Genomic DNA, 16,415 nt, shown 5'->3' with positions numbered 1-16,415 from the left:
TTGACACCAGGAGTACCACGGTGCCACACGGACAATCAGTTCACGCTCTTCGACAGCTCAGCCCCCGTCTTGAATTTCACCTCATCCGACGCACTCGCAGCGTTTACCAAGTGTAACACTGGCGCATCTGCCGCCACGTGCGTCAGGGCCACCCGACTACCACTGCCTCCTCCAGACCGGGACCGAATAAAGTCATTCACCACAGGGCTCTCAGGATCAAACGAGTCCGCCGAAAACACTCCCGCCTTGACCAACTCATCGACCGTTCCCGAGTCCATTTGCGCCCCCCGACGAGCACGCTCACTCAGCCCTGCTCGTGCCACTAAGTCACTGAGCCCATCTCCATCAGCGTCAGCAGAGTAATCGAAACAGCACTCAATACCAACCACCTGCGCAGCCCGAGCCATCGACAACACTGTCGTCGAATTTTCGTACAACGCAGCATCATCGATAATCCACCCACCCGAGTACATGAGCTGTCCGTCGCTTCGCCCTCGACCCACGTACATGAGGGCTGGAACCGGCTCCGGACAACCCGGTGGCTGAACCATCACCTGCGCTACTGTCAGGTTGAGCAACCGACCCTGCTGAGTAATTTCCACAGGTACGTCATCCATTTTCTTTGCCCACGCATCCAACCCCTCCGGCTCGAACGGCTCACCCTTGACCGGACACACCACAACAGATGCACCAGCTTCAGCAGATGGTGGAGAGTTCGTTATAACAACGTGACCGTCAGCAGTGCGCTCAGCCACGAGCCCACCGCCCGTCGCCACAGGCCCCGTCATCTCCGCAACGAAGTGGGGCGTTGCCCCGCACACCGCACCCGGGGACACAGTGGAATCGACATCGTCACAATCACCGCTCTCATCCGGGCCAGCATACTCCGAATGCCCCCACGAGTACACCTTACCCTCACCATCGGACCGACCCGTCAGGTAGGCGAAGAGCCGCTCCGGCGTCACCGCGTCCTCGATACTGCCGTTCCCACCCGGAACCTCAGCATCAGGCAAACACACCGAGAACCGTTCCGCAACAACAGGCTTCTGTTCAAGATATCTGAAAAGCTCCGCCTGCTCTCCCGGACTGAACAACCCCGATGAGTCAAACTCGACTGGTGGAAGCAAGTAATCTCCGACGAGGATATCGTTCCCGTCACCACCACTATCAAGACCGAATGCCTCCCACTCGCCGTCCTGAGCGTGCTCTTGTGCTCGGACAACGTCTGCCTCCCTATCTACGACGTTCGCCAGTGCCGCGACACAGGACTCGTCTGAACACCGCTCCAGCACTGCCCGCATCTCGGCCAGCACTGCTTCCATATCACCTAACGCCTCAGTAATCTCTTTCTCCGTCTCCGGATTCCGCCCTGTCCGCGCACTCCGCTTCGAAATTGCTGCCGCAGCCGCAGTCGTCGCCCCTTCGAGCTGCGCGTCAAGCCGCGAGACACGCCGGAACGTCTCATCGTCTTCGTCGATATCGTCGTCGATGATATCACTGGGTCCCGCGATACTCCGATTACTTCGGGGCGAGTTGTAGTCCTCACCGCGAACGTCGTCGTCAACACCATCGGAATCGGCATCTCCATCCCCGTCATGAGCCCGGATTGTTGATTTGTTACTCCGAGAGTTGTTGTAGTTCGCCGCGGTGAGCCCGGTTGAGGTGACCCACCCTTCCAACTCCACTCGCCCAGCAAGCGTCGGTGTCAACCGAGCGACGTGCGGTTCGGCAAAGAGTTCGCCTTCGAGCGTAACCGTGACTTCCGTTTCATCGTCATTCCAATCCACACCTGCGAACACCGCTGCAGGCGACGACTCCGTGTTCGTGACTGACGACGAATCTCGACCCATACAGCCACTTAGCGCGCCGATTGCAACGGCGCCGCTCGCTGCGAGGAGCGCTCGTCGAGTCGTGGTGGCACGTCGCATATCATCTGCGCGACTCTCTTGTCTTTGTGAATTCATGATCATATAAAATAGGTTATAATTTATAATAAGTATTCCTATATTCACAACATTCGTATGAATTAGCGTCTGGCAAGTTCGCGCCTTGTATTCAGCACGGGCCTCAGAAGATATTCGAGATGTGTGAGTTTCCGCAGCAGTCAACATACGGCCCTACTGATCAAGGAGGCTTTGGTGAACTACCCACGTATCGCGTGGCCAGACTCACGGGAACATCTGACACCTACTTTTTTGTTAGTATCCGCCGCAGGTGAGGTATGTCATCCGACGACACACCTGCGACCGCGATGTACCGACAGCGAGCGGATGCACTCAGCCGTGAAGCGGGCAGCGGGCCGGGGCTGCTCTGTGCCCACGGCACGCTGATGGATCGCACCATGTTCGATCCGCAGATCGAGGGGCTTTCCGACCAATACCGCGTCGCCGCCTACAACCTCCGGGCACGAACCGAGCGGGCCTACGAACCCTACGATCTCCACGATCTCGTCGAGGACTGCCGAGCGACTATCGACTCGCTGGGGATGGACAAACCGGTCGTCGCGGGGATGTCGATGGGGGGGTTCATGGCCATTCGACTCGCGATGGAGTATCCCGACGAAATCTCGGGGATCGTGCTGATCGACTCCACCTCGCGGCCGCATCCCGACGACGACATCGAACTGTACCAGGGAATGATCGACCGAGTTCGGGACGACGATGTCATGCCCGAGACGATGGCCGAAACAGTCACACACTTCCTGTTCGGAGAGACGACCCGCGAAGAGAACACGGACCTCGTCGAGTCGTGGATGAATCGCTGGCAGACCTACCCCGGCGAAGCGGTCTACCAGGAGGTCAGTTCGTGGCTCGAACGGCCCGACGTGACCGACCAACTCGATGATCTCGACGTACCGACGCTTCTCGTCCACGGCGAGGAAGACGAGTCGATCCCCTTCGAGCGCGCTGAACCGACCGTCGAGGCCCTCGACGCCGAGCAGGCGCTGATCCCCGAGGCCGGTCACTCCTCGAATATCGAACAGCCCGAAGCCGTCAACGACGCGATTCGAGAGTTCCTCGGCGACGTGTACTGAGGGGACTACTGTCGGCGACAAACGCGAAACTCTTACTCGTCGACGCCGTACGATCGGTAGACATGGCCATCGATCTGACCCGACGGCGACTGCTTCGGTGTGCCGGCGCGGGGACGCTTGTCGGGCTTGCGGGCTGTACTGGGGACGTGACAGAGGGCGAGCCACGGGCCAGCGCAGTCTACGTGGAACCAGCCGATCTCGACGCCCCGGTCGAAGGGACGATCGAGGCGACTGTGATGGTCCACAACGTCGGCATCTCGGCCGACATCGAAATCACTGTCGAGGCAGTGAATCTCGATGCGGACCCGGACGAACCAGAAGAGGCGATTACGGAGTCTGTTTCGTTCGTCGAATCGTTCGATCGAGACGAACAGCGCACGGTGACGACAGAAATCGAGCCGGGACCACTCGCGGATGGCCTGCTCGCGCAGGCGGGACCAGCCGATTAGAGGCCGGGGACGTTCTCTTCGGCTTCGAGTAGTTCGTGGTACCGGTTCCGGATTGTCACTTCTGAGATATTCGCGACTTCGCTGACCTCGCTCTGTGTGACCTTCTCGTTGGTCAAAAGCGAGGAGGCGTACACTGCGGCGGCGGCCAGTCCGACCGGGGACTTGCCGGAGTGGACGCCCTGTTCTTTCGCGTTCTGGAGGAGCTGTCGAGCGCGGCGCTCGACTTCCTCGGAGAGTTCGAGATCAGAGACGAACCGGGGGACGTAGCTCTCGGGATCGGCTGGCTTGATCTCCAGGCTCAGTTCCCGTACGACGTAGCGGTACGTCCGGGCGATTTCGTCTTTGTCGACTCGTGATACTGTCGTGAGTTCGTCGAGCGACCGCGGGGTGCCTGCCTTCCGGGCGGCAGCGTACAGCGAAGCCGTCGCGACACCCTCGATAGAGCGTCCTGGTAGGAGATCCTCTTCGAGTGCTCGCCGGTAGATCACACTGGCAGTCTCCCGGACGTTCTCTGGGAGTCCGAGTGCAGATGCCATTCGGTCGATTTCGCCGAGCGCTTGCTTGAGATTGCGCTCTTTGGAGTCACGCGTTCGGAACCGTTCGTTCCAGGTTCGCAGCCGTTGCATCTTCTCACGCTGACGGCTCGAGAGGGCGTTGCCGTATGCGTCTTTGTCCTGCCAGCCGATGTTCGTCGACAGCCCCTTGTCGTGCATCATATTCGTCGTCGGGGCACCGACGCGGGATTTTTCGTCTTTCTCCTTGGAGTCGAACGCTCGCCACTCTGGCCCGGGGTCGATCTCGTCTTCTTCGACGACCAGTCCACAGTCCTCGCAGACCGTCTCGCCGTGTTCTGCATCCGATGCGAGGTTGCCACCACACTCCGGACAGACGAGCGTTTCCTCGTCTGTCTCCTGTTCTTCAGTTTCTTCGCTCTCGCTTTCGCGCGCGTAGCGCCTTGTTGTCGTGTCAGTCATGTTGGTCTCTGCTGGTGAAGGGGATTTCACGGAAAACGTCCAGCGGTATCCAGCGGTACATTTATGTTGGTGGCCAAGCAACTTAAACCCTTCCCCCAAATGCCGGCCCTGTACACGGCCGTTACCGTCCGCCGACGCGGGCATTCGAAACGCTTAGTGGCCGGAGAGCACTGCCGGTATCTATGAGCGATTCTGCCGTCGATCCCGACGAGGTCGAACATATCGCCGACCTCGCTCGTGTCGAACTCGGAGACGAGGAACGCGAGCGCTTCGCCGAGCAGTTCGGCGAGATTCTTGCCGCCTTCGAGGCGCTCGATGAAGTCCCCGAGACCGAAAGCGAGCCCGAACTGACCAACGTGATGCGGGCCGACGAGGTCCGGGAGAGTCTCGACCAGGCCGAGGCCCTTCGCAACGCCGAGGAAACTGAAGACGGCCGATTCAAAGGTCCACGGGTCTCCTGAGCATGGCCGAGAACATCTACATCACCGAGACGGAAATCGAGGGCGACGAGGAGGGCCCACTCGCCGGCAAGACTGTCGCTGTCAAGGATAATATCTCCACGGAAGGCGTCAGAACCACGTGTGGCTCCGCGATGCTCGACGACTACGTCCCACCCTACGACGGCACCGTCGTCGAGCGCCTGAAAGCCGCCGGTGCGACCATCCCCGGCAAGACGAACATGGACGAGTTCGGGATGGGAACGACGACGGAAACCTCTGCGTTCGGGTCGACTGACAACCCCGCTGCGCCGGGCTACGTCCCCGGTGGCTCCTCCGGTGGCTCCGCGGCCGCCGTCGCCGCCGGTGAGGCCGACCTGGCGCTCGGCACCGACACTGGCGGATCGGTCCGCTGTCCGGCCGCGTTCTGTGATGTCGTCGGCATCAAGCCGACCTACGGACTGGTCTCCCGCTATGGGTTGATCGCCTACGCCAACAGCCTCGAACAGATCGGTCCGCTCGCGCCGAGTGTCGAGGAGGCGGCGGAACTGCTCGAAGTGATCGCCGGCCCCGACGAACGGGATGGGACGACTCGGGATGCCCGCGAGCACGGCAGCGACTACGAGTACGCCGCGGCCGCCGACGGCGACGTCGAGGGTCTCGAAATCGGCGTGCCGACGGAACTGCTCGACGGGGCCGACGAACGCGTCGTCGACCAGTTCTGGAGCGCCATCGAGGACCTCGAAGCCCAAGGTGCGAGCTATCACGAGGTTAGTCTCCCGAGTCTCGAACACGCCGTCGAGGCCTACTACGTCATCGCCATGAGCGAGGCCTCGTCGAATCTCGCTCGCTTCGACGGCGTCCGCTACGGCACCTCCGGCGGCTACGACGGCAACTGGAACGAGACGTTCGCCACGGCCCGCGAGGAGGGCTTCGGCGAGGAGGTCAAACGTCGTATCCTACTCGGCACCTACGCGCTGTCGGCGGGCTATCACGACAAGTACTACAAGAAGGCCCAAGACGCTCGTGCCTGGATTCAGCAGGACTTCGACGAGGCCCTCTCGGAGGCCGATGTACTCGCGTCGCCGACGATGCCGATCACACCCTTCGAACTCGGCGAGAGTCTGGACGATCCGATGAAGATGTATCTCGCAGACGCGAACACGACGCCGGTCAACCTCGCGAACCTCCCCGCGATTTCCGTCCCGGTCGGCGATGACGACGGTCTGCCGGTCGGACTGCAGTTGGTCGGCCCCGCCTTCGGCGAGAAGCGACTCGTCCGTGCCGGCAGTGCGCTCGCCTGATACACCTCACCTGTTAGCTCCCGATTCTCGGCTCGGTTCCAACTCTGTTAGCTAGTCGGACGATATGGATTGGCTGCGTCTTCTCTCGTATGGCACGAACACAGCAACCTCCATTCGAGTACAGCTTCGAAGAACGCGAGAACGTCTTGATAATGGACCTCACAGACTGGTCTGGCGAGACAGAGGGAATGAACCAGTCTGAAGCCGACTGGCTCTCTCGGGCGAGCAAGTCACAGATTACGGCTGCAGTCACCGAATTCAGCGCAGATATGACCCTCGGCCGGGAGACGCAGAACCACCTCGCCAAGGAGTGGAGCGAGAACGGCCACGAGGCAGATATCGAAAAACTCGCGTTCGTCTCCGAGGGGCTCAAGGCACGCGCAGTCAGTGCAAATCTGGACGTGCCACAGGAAATCAAAACCTTCGGTTCGCTCGACGAAGCCGTCGAGTGGGCTCGCGAGTAAATCCAGCGCAGTCGACGTAACTACGAGCTACTTTTCCTGTCGGTCCGTCTCGTCCGAGTTGCTTCGACGCTCTGTCTGTTCTTCGGGTGACTTTTTCGGCTGGCCAGTCCCAGTACCCTGTCGTGACTCCCCTGCGGGCTGATCTGAGCGCTCTGGCTCTTCCACCGGATCGGCCTCAGTCGGCTCTCGGTTCGAGGGCTGCTGTCTCGCATCTCGTTGTTGTCCCGAGGGTGGCTGTTCCGGACCACGCTCTGTCGGTGGCTGTTCCGGGTCGCCCTCCGTCGGTGAGCGTTCCGGCTCCGGGGTATTGTTCCCGGGCTGTCCGCTCGGATCGTGGGGCGTCTCCGTCGACTGCTGGCGATTCGGGGGTGTTCCCTGCGGTTGCTGTCCGCCCTCGTGTTGATTCTGTGGCGGCTGCCGTCCCGGGGACCGTTGCTCGTTGGGCGGCTGTTCATTCGCTGGCGGCTGCCCTGAGGGCTGTTGTTGGCCGCCACGCTGTCGTGGCTGTCCCTGCGAGGGCTGGCCCTGATTCGGTCCGGCTCCCTGTGGTGGTTGCTGGCCAGGCGGGCGCTGCTGTCGGCGTGGCTCCTGTTGTGGCGGCTGTCCGCCTCGTGGTCCCTGGGGCTGCCCTGGCTGGTTCGCACCCGGTTGTGCCGGCGACGGCGCGTCGAGTTGCTGGGCACCGCTCGTCGACTCCGACTCGCTGTACGCCAGATAACACCCACCTAGCTGGAGGACGCCGCCGCAGATGGCGAGATAGACGCCGGGACCTGTGCTGGCGACGGCCGCAACGTCGGGTTTGATCCAGTCGCTGTACATCCATACCGGATCGACGAGATACACCGCACCCAGCCCAACTGCGGCCACGCCGCTGGCGGCCGCGAACGCGAGGACGATCTGACTCCACGGCTCAGTCACGACGAGAATAGTGGCAACGAGGCCGACGCCAGCGAGAACGACCCAGTCGACGCGGTCGATCCCAAGAATTTCCTCACTCGTGTGCTCCTCGTCGAAGGAGGCCAGTCCCTCGGCCTCCTCGCTTGGATCGGCGACCGGGATCGCCTCCGACGCGGCGATCCACGGAAGTAACCCGCTGACGAGGAGCAGTCCCACGCCGAGCGCGAAGACGAGTTCCGCCCGGCCGGGTGACTCCGCTGGGAGTACGGCGTTCATGTCAACTCTGTTTCTACCGTCTGTACTAAAACGTGAGGTTTGTCCCGACCGTCCCGGCGTGTCTGTTGATAACCCAAACAGTAACGGGTATGATGGTGGTATGTGTATACATGCGTGTCGAAGATATCATGTCGGAACCGGCGGTGACGGTCCCACGTGAGATGATGGTCCACGATGCGATCGAAGAGATGCTCCGCAATCGCGTCGGGAGTGTCGTGGTCGTCGCTGACGGCAACGCGGTGGGGATTATGACCCGTTCCGATGCCCTGCGGGCCGCGTACCACGCTGGCTGCGACCTGCGGGAGATTCCGGTTTCCCGGGCGATGTCCGAAGATCTACTCACGACGAAGCGAACGCGCACACTTCGGAGTGTGCTCCGGACGATGGAGAAACACAACATCAAGAAACTCCCTGTCGTCGATGGCTTCGAGCCAGTCGGCATCGTGACGATGAGCGATATCGCCCACCACCTGCCCGAGGAAGTGCAAGCGGCGACAGCAAAACTCGATCGGAGCGACGACTGGAACCAGTCAGCTACCCACCGCTGAAGCGGTGGGTTTGTCGGTGGACTCCCGTTCTACCGACACGTAACTGTCGGACGCCACTTCAGTAGCGTTCACGGTCATCACCCCCGACTTCAGGGCGTACTGACAGAACGCCCCTCCAGCGGGGGACTTCTGCCCTCGCTGGAGTTTGAGTGCGAGTTTTCGAGCAACATTCTTCGCGGCGTTGTAGTCGGCATTTACCGTGTAGGAACAGTCCAAGCACTCGAAGTGCTGCCCGTCACGATTTTCTTCCAGCGTCGTGCCACACGTCGAGCATTGCTGACTTGTGTACTGTGGCTCTACCGTTCTCACAATGATCCCGTATTCGTCAGCTTTGTAGGCCACCTGCTCTTGCAGTTCGCGGAACGCCCATTGCTGGAACTTCTTGCTGTTGCTGATGCGCTCTCGGATCTGCTCCAAGTCCTCGAACGCAATGTACGTACAGCCGTGGCGTTCGGCTTCCGCGACGAGTTCTTTCGAACACCGATGCAGGTAGTCCTTGCTCCAGCGCCCGAACCTGTCACCGATGCGGTGGTAGGTCAGGTGGGCGCTTCGCGTCCCGGTCTGTTGCAGACTGGCGCGCCGTTTCTCGAACTCGCGGCGCTGGTGGTTGAAGTAGTCGGCATTGCCGACGAACCTACCTGTCGAAGTTACGGCAATGTGGTCGTCAACGTTGCAGTCCACGCCAAGGACTCTCGAATCCTCGGCTTTCTCAGGAGTGCTCGCGTCTATCTCCCGTTCCATCGCCGCGTGTAGGTAGAACTCGTCAGTTTCAGAGTCGTAGTGGACGGTACTCGTGGAAAACGAGTAGTCCTCGTTCAACAGGTACTCGCCGTGTGGTGTGTCTTCGGGGTCGTCTGGGAGGTCGTACTCGCATTCGACTCTACCGTTGACCGTAGCGAGGCTTACCTTGTCGCGGTAGTACGTGGCGGCTCGCTTGTCGTAGACGATGCTGAACGTATTGTACTCGGGTTTGCTGGTATTCTCGCTGTCTGCAAGCCGGTTAACGCAGTTGCTAATGTCGTCGGTGGCGCGTTTGATTGCTTTCTGTACGAGGTTGGCATGTAGGTGGTCGGTTTCTTCGCGGAGGGCGTCGTAGATGGCGGCTTCGGCCTCCCTCTTGCTTGTTACACAGTCTTCATCGGGGTAGCGCCACGCCCAGTCTGCGGTGCGGTTGGCACAGTATTGGAATTTGGAGTTGGTGGCGTGGAGGTCACTCTTGCGGTCGTCGGGAATGTCGAGACGCACCCGAACCGTGCGAGCTACTTTCCACGCCATATTTCACAGCAACTGCTAATATTTATTAATGTTTTTGACTACTTGGGGGAGTCGGCCATGCTGGTATCGGTGGTTTGTTTTACGGAGCTTACGCGCTTCCTCCGCACGGCTGAAGCCGTGGGCTTCCGCGCTGTTACTGCTGTGACCCGCAACCTGGGTGGACCGACAGTATATTTGTCCTCGCTCCGCTAGGATTTCCCAGAATCGTCCATGTTCGAGGAACTGAGCCGGTTCCGAGGTGACCGCCCGTGACGGACGGAGCGACGTGTACGCTCTGTGATCTCCCTCTGTCTGCGACGGCGGTCGAAAACGACGCTGGCGAGCGCTTCTGTTGTCAGGGCTGTCGGAAGATCAAATCGACCCTCGACGAGCGCGAGGATCTCTCTGCCGACGCCGATCTTTCCGAAATCGATGCCGCCCTCGACGACGACGAGCGCGACGTTCCCGACGACTACGAGACGACCTTTCTCAGCGTCGACGGCATGCACTGTGCGACCTGCGAGACGTTCATCGAATCACAGGCGGCCGCACACGACAACGTCGCCGACGCCGATGCGAGTTACATCACCGACGCTGTCCGGGTCGATCACGATCCGGACGAGGTCGGCGAATCGGGCCTGCGGGAGTTGCTGAGCGGCCTCGGCTATCAGGCCTATAGCCGCGACGACCCCCTCGCCGAGCGTCGCGCCGAGGAGAATAATCTCATGCGACTGGTCGTCGGCGTCACCTTCGGAATGGCGATCATGATGACCTACGTCGCGCTGATCTATCCGCTGTACTTCGGCGGGCTGTGGTATCCCGACCGTCAGGCCGACTTTCTCGCGGAGATGCTCTCGGGGACCTCCGCCAGCTATCCCTTCCTCGTCATGGGGCTGCTGACTGGAATCGTCCTCGTCTACACGGGCGGGCCGATACTGAAAGGGGCCTACGTCAGTCTCGTCACGCGCCAGCCGAACATGGATCTGCTCATCGCTGTCGCGGCCACGAGCGCGTGGCTGTACAGCACCATTGCCATCTTCGTCGAGAGCGGAATCCCGAGTCTCTACTACGACGTGACGCTGACGGTCATTCTGGTCGTGACCGCCGGCGGCTACTACGAGAACCAGATCAAACAGAAGGCCAACGAACGCCTCGCCGGACTCACCGAAGCACAGGTCGAAGACGCGCACCGCTACGAATCCGACGGCTCGACAACGACGGTCGCTGTCGACGAACTCGCTCCCGGCGGGGAAATCCTCGTCAAGGAGGGCGAACGAGTCCCCGTCGATGGCGAGGTTGTCGAGGGAACAGGAACGGTCGACGAGGCAGTCGTCACGGGTGAGTCGTTGCCGGTCGGAAAGACGCCGAGTGACGAAGTCGTTGGCGGCGCACTGTTGCAGGACGGCTCATTGGTCGTCGAAGTCGGCGAGAGCGCGGGCAGCAGTATCGACCGGCTGACCGACATGGTCTGGGATCTGCAGAGCGCGAACCACGGCATCCAGCAACTCGCCGACCGGCTGGCGACGATTTTCGTCCCGCTCGTCCTGACGCTGGCCGCCACCGTGGGGGTCGTCTACTTCCTGCTCGGTGCCAGCCTCTCGACGACAATCCTCACTGCGCTGACGGTGATGATCGTCTCCTGTCCCTGCGCGCTCGGGCTGGCGACGCCGCTCGCTATCGCCTCCAGTGTCCGAGAAGCACTCGAACGGAGCATCGTTGTCTTCGACGAGACGATTTTCGAGCGACTGCAAGACGTGGATGTCGTCATCTTCGACAAGACGGGAACACTGACGACCGGCGACATGGAAGTGCTCGATACCGAGGGCCCGACCGATCTCTTCGAGCAGGCGGCACTGCTGGAAACTCACTCCTCGCACCCGGTCGCGGCAGCCATCGCCAGTCGGTTCGGCCCGACCGAAGCCGCCACGGACGGCGGCGTCGCCGAATCTCCCGGTCGCGAGGACAGCGAAGGCGGGCCCGACACGGCAGATCCGATGGACAGCCGCGTCACCGACTTCGAGAGCTACGCGACGGGCGTCGGCGGCACCGTCGACGGCACTGAACTGCTCGTCGGGACGGTCGGTCTCTTTGCCGAGCGAGGCTGGACCGTCTCGGAGGAGATCGAACGGCGCGCCGAAGAGGCCACGACCGCCGGAAACGCGCCGGTCGTCGTCGGCCGCGACGGCACGGCAGAAGGAATTGCAGTCGTCGGCGACCAGCCACGAGAGGACTGGGAAGAAGTGATCGAGATGCTCGACGAGCGCGGGGTCGAAGTCGCGGTGTTGACCGGCGACAGCGAGGAGGCCAGTGCGACGTTCGCCGCTCACCCCGGTGTCGACGACGTCTTTGCGGGCGTGCCGCCGGAGGCTAAAGCCGAGACGGTCCGGCGGTACGGCGCGGGCAAGCAGACTGTCATGGTCGGCGACGGAACCAACGACGCTCCGGCGTTGGCGACGGCCGATCTCGGTATCGCACTCGGGAGCGGGACGGCGCTGGCCGCAGACGCCGCCGACGTGGCCATCGTCGACGACTCGCTGTCCTCGCTGGAGACGGTGTTCGACCTCGCCGCGGCAGCGAACTCTCGGGTCAAACAGAACATCGGCTGGGCGTTCTGTTACAACGGTGTCGCGATTCCGCTGGCGATCACGGGACTGATCAATCCGCTGTTCGCGGCGATTGCGATGGCCTTTTCGAGTCTGCTCGTCGTCACGAACTCCTCGCGGTCGCTTCTCTGAGGCCGGAAGACAGATATTCGCCCCGATGATAGCAAGGGCTGAATGACCGATGGGATCGCCTTCCGCTGTTCTCAGTGTGACTGGGAGACCTCCAACGGCGGACGCCGATGCCCGACTCACGCTGACACAGGCCTCGAATTCTCCTACGACATCGAGACTGTCCGTGAGCGATTCGATCCCACGACGCGGACCCGACCCGATCTCTGGCGGTACGACCCTCTCCTTCCCGTCGAGAGTGAGCCAGTCTCGCTCGGTGAGGGGTGGACCGATCTCGTCGACGCGCCGACGATTGGCGATACGCTCGGCGTCGATCTCGGCCTGAAGCTCGAAGGCGCGAACCCGACGGGGGCCGCCAAGGACCGTGGGAGCACAGTCGTCGCGACACACGCCCGCGAGATGGACGCTGAGCGGATCGTCTGTGCCTCTACGGGCAACGCCGCGGCGTCGATTGCTGCCTACGCCGCTCGGGGAAATCTGGATTGCTCGCTGTTCGTCCCCGAACGCCTCCCCGAGGCAAAAGCAGTGCAGCCGCTCGTTTACGACGCCGACCTCGTCACTGTCCCCGGTGGCTATGCCGACGCCTACCAGCGGTGTCGCACACGCGCAACGGAGGGAGACGTTATCGACAGGAGTGCCGGCGCGAGTCCGTACACGCCGGCCGGCGCACAGACACTGGGATTCGAACTCGCCGAACAGGCACCCGCAGCGGACTGGATCGCCGTCTCGATGGGCAACGGCGGCACGCTCGCAGACCTCTGGCGGGGACTGGATTTGTTCACCCGGGCCGGCTATCTCACCGACCCACCCCGATTGCTCGGCGTGCAGGCCGCGGACTGTCCGATCATTCACGACCAACTGAGCGACGAGGCTCCGACCGCAACCACTGCGGGCGGAACGTGTGCGGACAGTATCGACGTTCACGAACCCCATCGAGCGGCGGGTGCGGCGCGGGCCATCGAGGAGAGTGGCGGCGCGACGATCACGATCGAAGACGATCTGATCCGGGCGACGCTCCGTCGATTGGGTGGAAACGAGGGTATCTTCGTCGAACCCGCGGGGGCCGCCGCCGTCGCCGGCGTCGAGACGGCCGTGGACCGCGGCATTGTCGACCACGGCGACCGCGTCGTCGCCGTTCTGACTGGGGACGGACTCAAGGATACGGCGACGGCGCTCGATGCGGTCGACTCCTAAGTTTGCTCACTCGTCGGGCAGTTCTTGTGAGAGCCGGAACCGGGCCGCCGTGATGACTGCACCGGTGAGCGCAACGAGCAGTTCCAGTCCCGAGCCAAACAGCGGGAACGTTCGCTCTGCAGTTTCTCCGTCGGGTGTCGTCCCGGGATCGACGCCGGTCGTTATCTCGGTCTCGGTACTCGTCCCGACCGTATCGAGCAGCAGAAAACCGCCCTCTCCGTCTCGGAAGGTCTGGACGAGGCCGTGCTGGTTCGACAGTTCCATCTCGCCTCGGAGGGTGTAGAACTGATCGTGCAGTGGCCAGAAGAGATTCGCCACGCCGTCGGTGAGATCGAGCAAGACGTGACCGAGGCCGTAACAGCAAATCGCGACCCACGCGACCCGGACGCCCCACGCACCCCAGCGTGATCTGAGCAGCGACTCCTCGCGGACGCGGACATCGACCCACCAGAGAATGCCCGCCAGCACTGGAATCGAGAGGTTGTGTAGCGACGTTCGGTGACCGGCCGAGGAGAGCAGCGCGATGAACGAATCGAGGTCCGGTATCGCCACGACGACGGCGAGAACGAGGAGCGCTCGTCTGTCGAATGCCTCACCGAGCAACGCGGCACCGATGAGGCCGGCGACCGCGACGTGAACGATCGTCGATGGCATCCCGTCGTATCTGGGTGACCGACGACCGTAATTTCTCGGGTCGTTCGAACCGACCTGTCGGTAGGATGACGCCACAAATTTAAGGGACCACCGCGCCACTCGAATATATGGACCGCAACAGCATGCCCCAAGAGATCACCACTCTCGTGGGCCGGGAAGTTTACACGAACAACGGCGTCTACCTCGGTGAAGTAGAGGATCTGCGTCTCGATCTCGACGCCCAGAGCGTCACCGGACTCGCGCTGCACGAACTCAACCGCGAACTGTTCCGGGAGGAGTCGGCCAGCGCGCGTGGCGTCATCATCCCCTACCGCTGGGTACAGGCCGTCGGCGACGTGATCATCGTCAACGACATCGCCGAACGCATCCAGCGCTCGAAAGGCGACGACGAGGAAGAAGAGGTCACCGCCTAAATTTTACTCCTTCGGGTTCGCCTCCGGCGAACCGCTCAGTCGCACAATTTAGTTCAAAACTCCCTGCTGGCTCACTTCGTTCGCCAGCAGTGAAACGGCAGCCGAGGGCTGCCGGATGCTCGACCGGTAAAAAATCCGCTTAGATTAACTCCCGTTACTCCCGTCGCTGGACTCGACGCCCATCGACTCGAACAGTTTCTTCGTAACTGCTTCTTCGGTCAGTTCCAGCAGTGTCTCGCGGTTGTCGTCGCTGACCTCGATACCGGTGAAAATCCCCAGCGGTATCTCGACGCTAGCCTCCGTCGAGTGACCCTTGCTCTCGCCGATTTCCTCGAAGGCTTCCTCCAGAATCCGCCCGATATCCATCCGGATATCCTTCGACCGGGCGGCGAGATAGATGCTGTCGTCGGCGATGGCGAACACCGCTGTCGTCGTGATTCCTTCGAGATTGAGGAGATGCTGGGCGGCCTGTGAGAGGGCGTCACGGTCCCGGACAAAGCCCGCGTTCGAGACGAGGTGAGATCCTTCGACCTCGCGGTTGCGGATCGCTTCGGCCAGCACGTCTAGCGTCTCGGCGGACATCGACGGCGATTCGACCTGTTCGAGCGTGTCGTGGTCGGCGAAGGGATAGAGATAGGCCGCGGCGGTCAGATCGGCCGGCGTCGTATCCCGCTTGAAATCGAGTGTCTCCGCGCGGATACCGTACAGAAGCGCTGTCGCGACCTCCTGCTCCAGGGTCAGATCGAGTTCCTGGATATATTTCGTCATGATCGTCGAGGTCGAGGAGACGTTCGGGCGAACGTCACTGAACGAGGCGTCGTGTTCGTGCTCCTGCTCGTAGTGGTCGACGATAATGTCGATCTGCTGGTCCTCGTCGGGTTCGCCACCTTTCGCGTGATCGACGATTGCGACGGTGTCGTACTCCGTCTCGTCGACTGTCCCTCCCGAGACGAGTTCGATCCCGAGGAGGTTGACGAACGCTCGGTTCTCCTGGTGGCCAATCTCGCCCTCGTAGATGATATCGGCCTTGACATCCCGACTCTCGGCGATTGCCTGGAGTGCGGCCGCGCTGGCGATTGAGTCGGGGTCGGGACTTCGGTGGATCCGGATCGCGAGTTTGCCATCGGTCTCGTCGATCACCTCGGCGAGTTTCCGGGTTTTGTACTCCAACTCGCCCGTTTCGAGTGCCCGGAGTGCGGAGTCGGCGATCACCGCGGAGGGGTTGATGACGACATCCGCGCCGGCCTCGGTGAGTGCGTCGCTCGATACTGGGTCAGATGCTCGCGCTACGATGAAGTGGTCGTCCTCGCGTGCCCGAATGTTCTCGATTGCTGCCGTATTCGCTTCGACATCGGAGGAGAGAATCAGAATTACATCGCGGTCGGCGACGACATCGGCGACTTCGACGTCTCGAATATCTGATTGGCGGGCATCGAGATCCTGATCTCGAAGCGCCTCGACACGACCCTCGTCTGCGTCGATAATGAGCACGTCTTTGCCCTCGTCGACGAGTTCCTCGGCGACAGCGTGCCCGACGCTTCCACAGCCCAAAATCGCATACGTCGACATCGACGTCATCGTGATACCGGTACCCATCAGTATGTGGGGCTTTCGAGCGGCAAGCTATATAATGTCCGGGTTCGGCAGATCGGTCCCCCTCGGCCAGTCCGCGTTTCAGACCGACCAGTCCAAGCGATCTGATTGGTGTGACGAATCTCGGGAGTCGGCTATTTGTTCGCTTACGAGACACGCGCCGGAACATGAAACGAACGCATTAGATCTGAT

The 16,415-nt window shown here is 61.7% G+C and carries 15 protein-coding genes; 9 read left to right on the top strand and 6 right to left on the bottom strand.

Annotated elements, in window-relative coordinates; translation table 11 throughout:
- Positions 1-35: 35 nt before the first annotated feature.
- Entirely contained in the window at positions 36-1,787 is a 1,752-nt protein-coding gene (locus V8P86_RS05395) for a hypothetical protein (protein WP_336326212.1), read from the bottom strand.
- A 434-nt stretch (positions 1,788-2,221) separates the two neighbouring features.
- Between V8P86_RS05395 and V8P86_RS05390 the strand changes: the two genes are divergently transcribed.
- Together V8P86_RS05390 and V8P86_RS05385 are read left to right on the top strand one after the other, a co-directional pair.
- Positions 2,222-3,034 carry an alpha/beta fold hydrolase gene (locus tag V8P86_RS05390; RefSeq protein WP_336326211.1) on the top strand — a complete coding sequence of 271 codons (813 nt, stop codon included), beginning with the start codon at positions 2,222-2,224 and terminating at the stop codon, positions 3,032-3,034.
- A gap of 62 nt (positions 3,035-3,096) precedes the next feature.
- Positions 3,097-3,483, top strand: a complete 387-nt coding sequence (locus tag V8P86_RS05385; protein ID WP_336326210.1) for a hypothetical protein — start codon at positions 3,097-3,099, stop codon at positions 3,481-3,483.
- Here V8P86_RS05385 and V8P86_RS05380 read toward each other — a convergent pair.
- Complete coding sequence (locus tag V8P86_RS05380; protein ID WP_336326209.1) at positions 3,480-4,457, bottom strand: transcription initiation factor IIB; 978 nt, start codon at positions 4,455-4,457, stop codon at positions 3,480-3,482. The genes V8P86_RS05385 and V8P86_RS05380 overlap by 4 nt on opposite strands.
- Positions 4,458-4,639: 182 nt before the next feature.
- Here V8P86_RS05380 and gatC point away from each other — a divergent pair, with 182 nt between their 5' ends.
- The 3 genes from gatC (at position 4,640) to V8P86_RS05365 (ending at position 6,662) form a co-directional block, all read left to right on the top strand.
- The gene (gatC, locus tag V8P86_RS05375) at positions 4,640-4,918 is read left to right on the top strand and encodes an Asp-tRNA(Asn)/Glu-tRNA(Gln) amidotransferase subunit GatC (RefSeq protein WP_336326208.1); all 279 of its coding nucleotides are present in this window, start codon (positions 4,640-4,642) and stop codon (positions 4,916-4,918) included.
- 2 nt (positions 4,919-4,920) lie between these two features.
- On the top strand, positions 4,921-6,198 hold the full coding sequence (gene gatA / locus V8P86_RS05370) for an Asp-tRNA(Asn)/Glu-tRNA(Gln) amidotransferase subunit GatA (RefSeq protein ID WP_336326207.1): 1,278 nt from the start codon (positions 4,921-4,923) through the stop codon (positions 6,196-6,198).
- 89 nt (positions 6,199-6,287) lie between these two features.
- On the top strand, positions 6,288-6,662 hold the full coding sequence (locus tag V8P86_RS05365; RefSeq protein ID WP_336326206.1) for a hypothetical protein: 375 nt from the start codon (positions 6,288-6,290) through the stop codon (positions 6,660-6,662).
- Between the two features lie 27 nt (positions 6,663-6,689).
- On the opposite strand, the gene V8P86_RS05360 is transcribed toward V8P86_RS05365, so the two are convergent.
- On the bottom strand, positions 6,690-7,835 hold the full coding sequence (locus V8P86_RS05360; protein WP_336326205.1) for a hypothetical protein: 1,146 nt from the start codon (positions 7,833-7,835) through the stop codon (positions 6,690-6,692).
- A gap of 110 nt (positions 7,836-7,945) precedes the next feature.
- Here V8P86_RS05360 and V8P86_RS05355 point away from each other — a divergent pair, with 110 nt between their 5' ends.
- Positions 7,946-8,383 (top strand): CBS domain-containing protein, encoded by a 438-nt coding sequence (locus tag V8P86_RS05355; RefSeq protein ID WP_336326204.1) that lies wholly within the window; start codon positions 7,946-7,948, stop codon positions 8,381-8,383.
- On the opposite strand, the gene V8P86_RS05350 is transcribed toward V8P86_RS05355, so the two are convergent.
- A complete protein-coding gene (locus tag V8P86_RS05350; protein ID WP_336326203.1) occupies positions 8,366-9,658 on the bottom strand; it encodes an RNA-guided endonuclease InsQ/TnpB family protein in 1,293 nt (430 codons plus the stop codon). The genes V8P86_RS05355 and V8P86_RS05350 overlap by 18 nt on opposite strands.
- 248 nt (positions 9,659-9,906) lie before the next feature.
- On the opposite strand from V8P86_RS05350, the gene V8P86_RS05345 reads away from it, so the two are divergent.
- Positions 9,907-12,372 (top strand): heavy metal translocating P-type ATPase, encoded by a 2,466-nt coding sequence (locus V8P86_RS05345; RefSeq protein WP_336326202.1) that lies wholly within the window; start codon positions 9,907-9,909, stop codon positions 12,370-12,372.
- 42 nt (positions 12,373-12,414) lie between these two features.
- The gene (locus V8P86_RS05340) at positions 12,415-13,563 is read left to right on the top strand and encodes a pyridoxal-phosphate dependent enzyme (RefSeq protein ID WP_336326201.1); all 1,149 of its coding nucleotides are present in this window, start codon (positions 12,415-12,417) and stop codon (positions 13,561-13,563) included.
- A 6-nt stretch (positions 13,564-13,569) separates the two neighbouring features.
- On the opposite strand, the gene V8P86_RS05335 is transcribed toward V8P86_RS05340, so the two are convergent.
- Positions 13,570-14,217 (bottom strand): metal-dependent hydrolase, encoded by a 648-nt coding sequence (locus tag V8P86_RS05335; protein ID WP_336326200.1) that lies wholly within the window; start codon positions 14,215-14,217, stop codon positions 13,570-13,572.
- Positions 14,218-14,324: 107 nt separating this feature from the next.
- On the opposite strand from V8P86_RS05335, the gene V8P86_RS05330 reads away from it, so the two are divergent.
- On the top strand, positions 14,325-14,630 hold the full coding sequence (locus V8P86_RS05330) for a PRC-barrel domain-containing protein (protein WP_336326199.1): 306 nt from the start codon (positions 14,325-14,327) through the stop codon (positions 14,628-14,630).
- Positions 14,631-14,774: 144 nt separating this feature from the next.
- Here V8P86_RS05330 and V8P86_RS05325 read toward each other — a convergent pair whose 3' ends face one another.
- The gene (locus tag V8P86_RS05325) at positions 14,775-16,226 is read right to left on the bottom strand and encodes a DHH family phosphoesterase (protein WP_442909353.1); all 1,452 of its coding nucleotides are present in this window, start codon (positions 16,224-16,226) and stop codon (positions 14,775-14,777) included.
- Positions 16,227-16,415: the final 189 nt, after the last annotated feature.

The organism is Halovenus anhuiensis, assembly GCF_037080055.1.
Taxonomy (GTDB): Archaea; Halobacteriota; Halobacteria; order Halobacteriales; family Haloarculaceae; genus Halovenus.
This window is presented reverse-complemented; position numbering and strand designations above follow the sequence as displayed.

Excerpts from the sequence above, each read along its gene's own strand:
- V8P86_RS05390 (WP_336326211.1), top strand. The coding sequence starts at position 2,222 with ATGTCATCCGACGACACACCTGCGACCGCGATGTACCGACAGCGAGCG.
- V8P86_RS05385 (WP_336326210.1), top strand. The coding sequence starts at position 3,097 with ATGGCCATCGATCTGACCCGACGGCGACTGCTTCGGTGTGCCGGCGCG.
- V8P86_RS05380 (WP_336326209.1), bottom strand. The coding sequence starts at position 4,457 with ATGACTGACACGACAACAAGGCGCTACGCGCGCGAAAGCGAGAGCGAA.
- gatC (WP_336326208.1), top strand. The coding sequence starts at position 4,640 with ATGAGCGATTCTGCCGTCGATCCCGACGAGGTCGAACATATCGCCGAC.
- gatA (WP_336326207.1), top strand. The coding sequence starts at position 4,921 with ATGGCCGAGAACATCTACATCACCGAGACGGAAATCGAGGGCGACGAG.
- V8P86_RS05365 (WP_336326206.1), top strand. The coding sequence starts at position 6,288 with ATGGCACGAACACAGCAACCTCCATTCGAGTACAGCTTCGAAGAACGC.
- V8P86_RS05360 (WP_336326205.1), bottom strand. The coding sequence starts at position 7,835 with ATGAACGCCGTACTCCCAGCGGAGTCACCCGGCCGGGCGGAACTCGTC.
- V8P86_RS05355 (WP_336326204.1), top strand. The coding sequence starts at position 7,946 with ATGCGTGTCGAAGATATCATGTCGGAACCGGCGGTGACGGTCCCACGT.
- V8P86_RS05350 (WP_336326203.1), bottom strand. The coding sequence starts at position 9,658 with ATGGCGTGGAAAGTAGCTCGCACGGTTCGGGTGCGTCTCGACATTCCC.
- V8P86_RS05340 (WP_336326201.1), top strand. The coding sequence starts at position 12,415 with ATGACCGATGGGATCGCCTTCCGCTGTTCTCAGTGTGACTGGGAGACC.
- V8P86_RS05335 (WP_336326200.1), bottom strand. The coding sequence starts at position 14,217 with ATGCCATCGACGATCGTTCACGTCGCGGTCGCCGGCCTCATCGGTGCC.
- V8P86_RS05330 (WP_336326199.1), top strand. The coding sequence starts at position 14,325 with ATGGACCGCAACAGCATGCCCCAAGAGATCACCACTCTCGTGGGCCGG.
- V8P86_RS05325 (WP_442909353.1), bottom strand. The coding sequence starts at position 16,226 with ATGGGTACCGGTATCACGATGACGTCGATGTCGACGTATGCGATTTTG.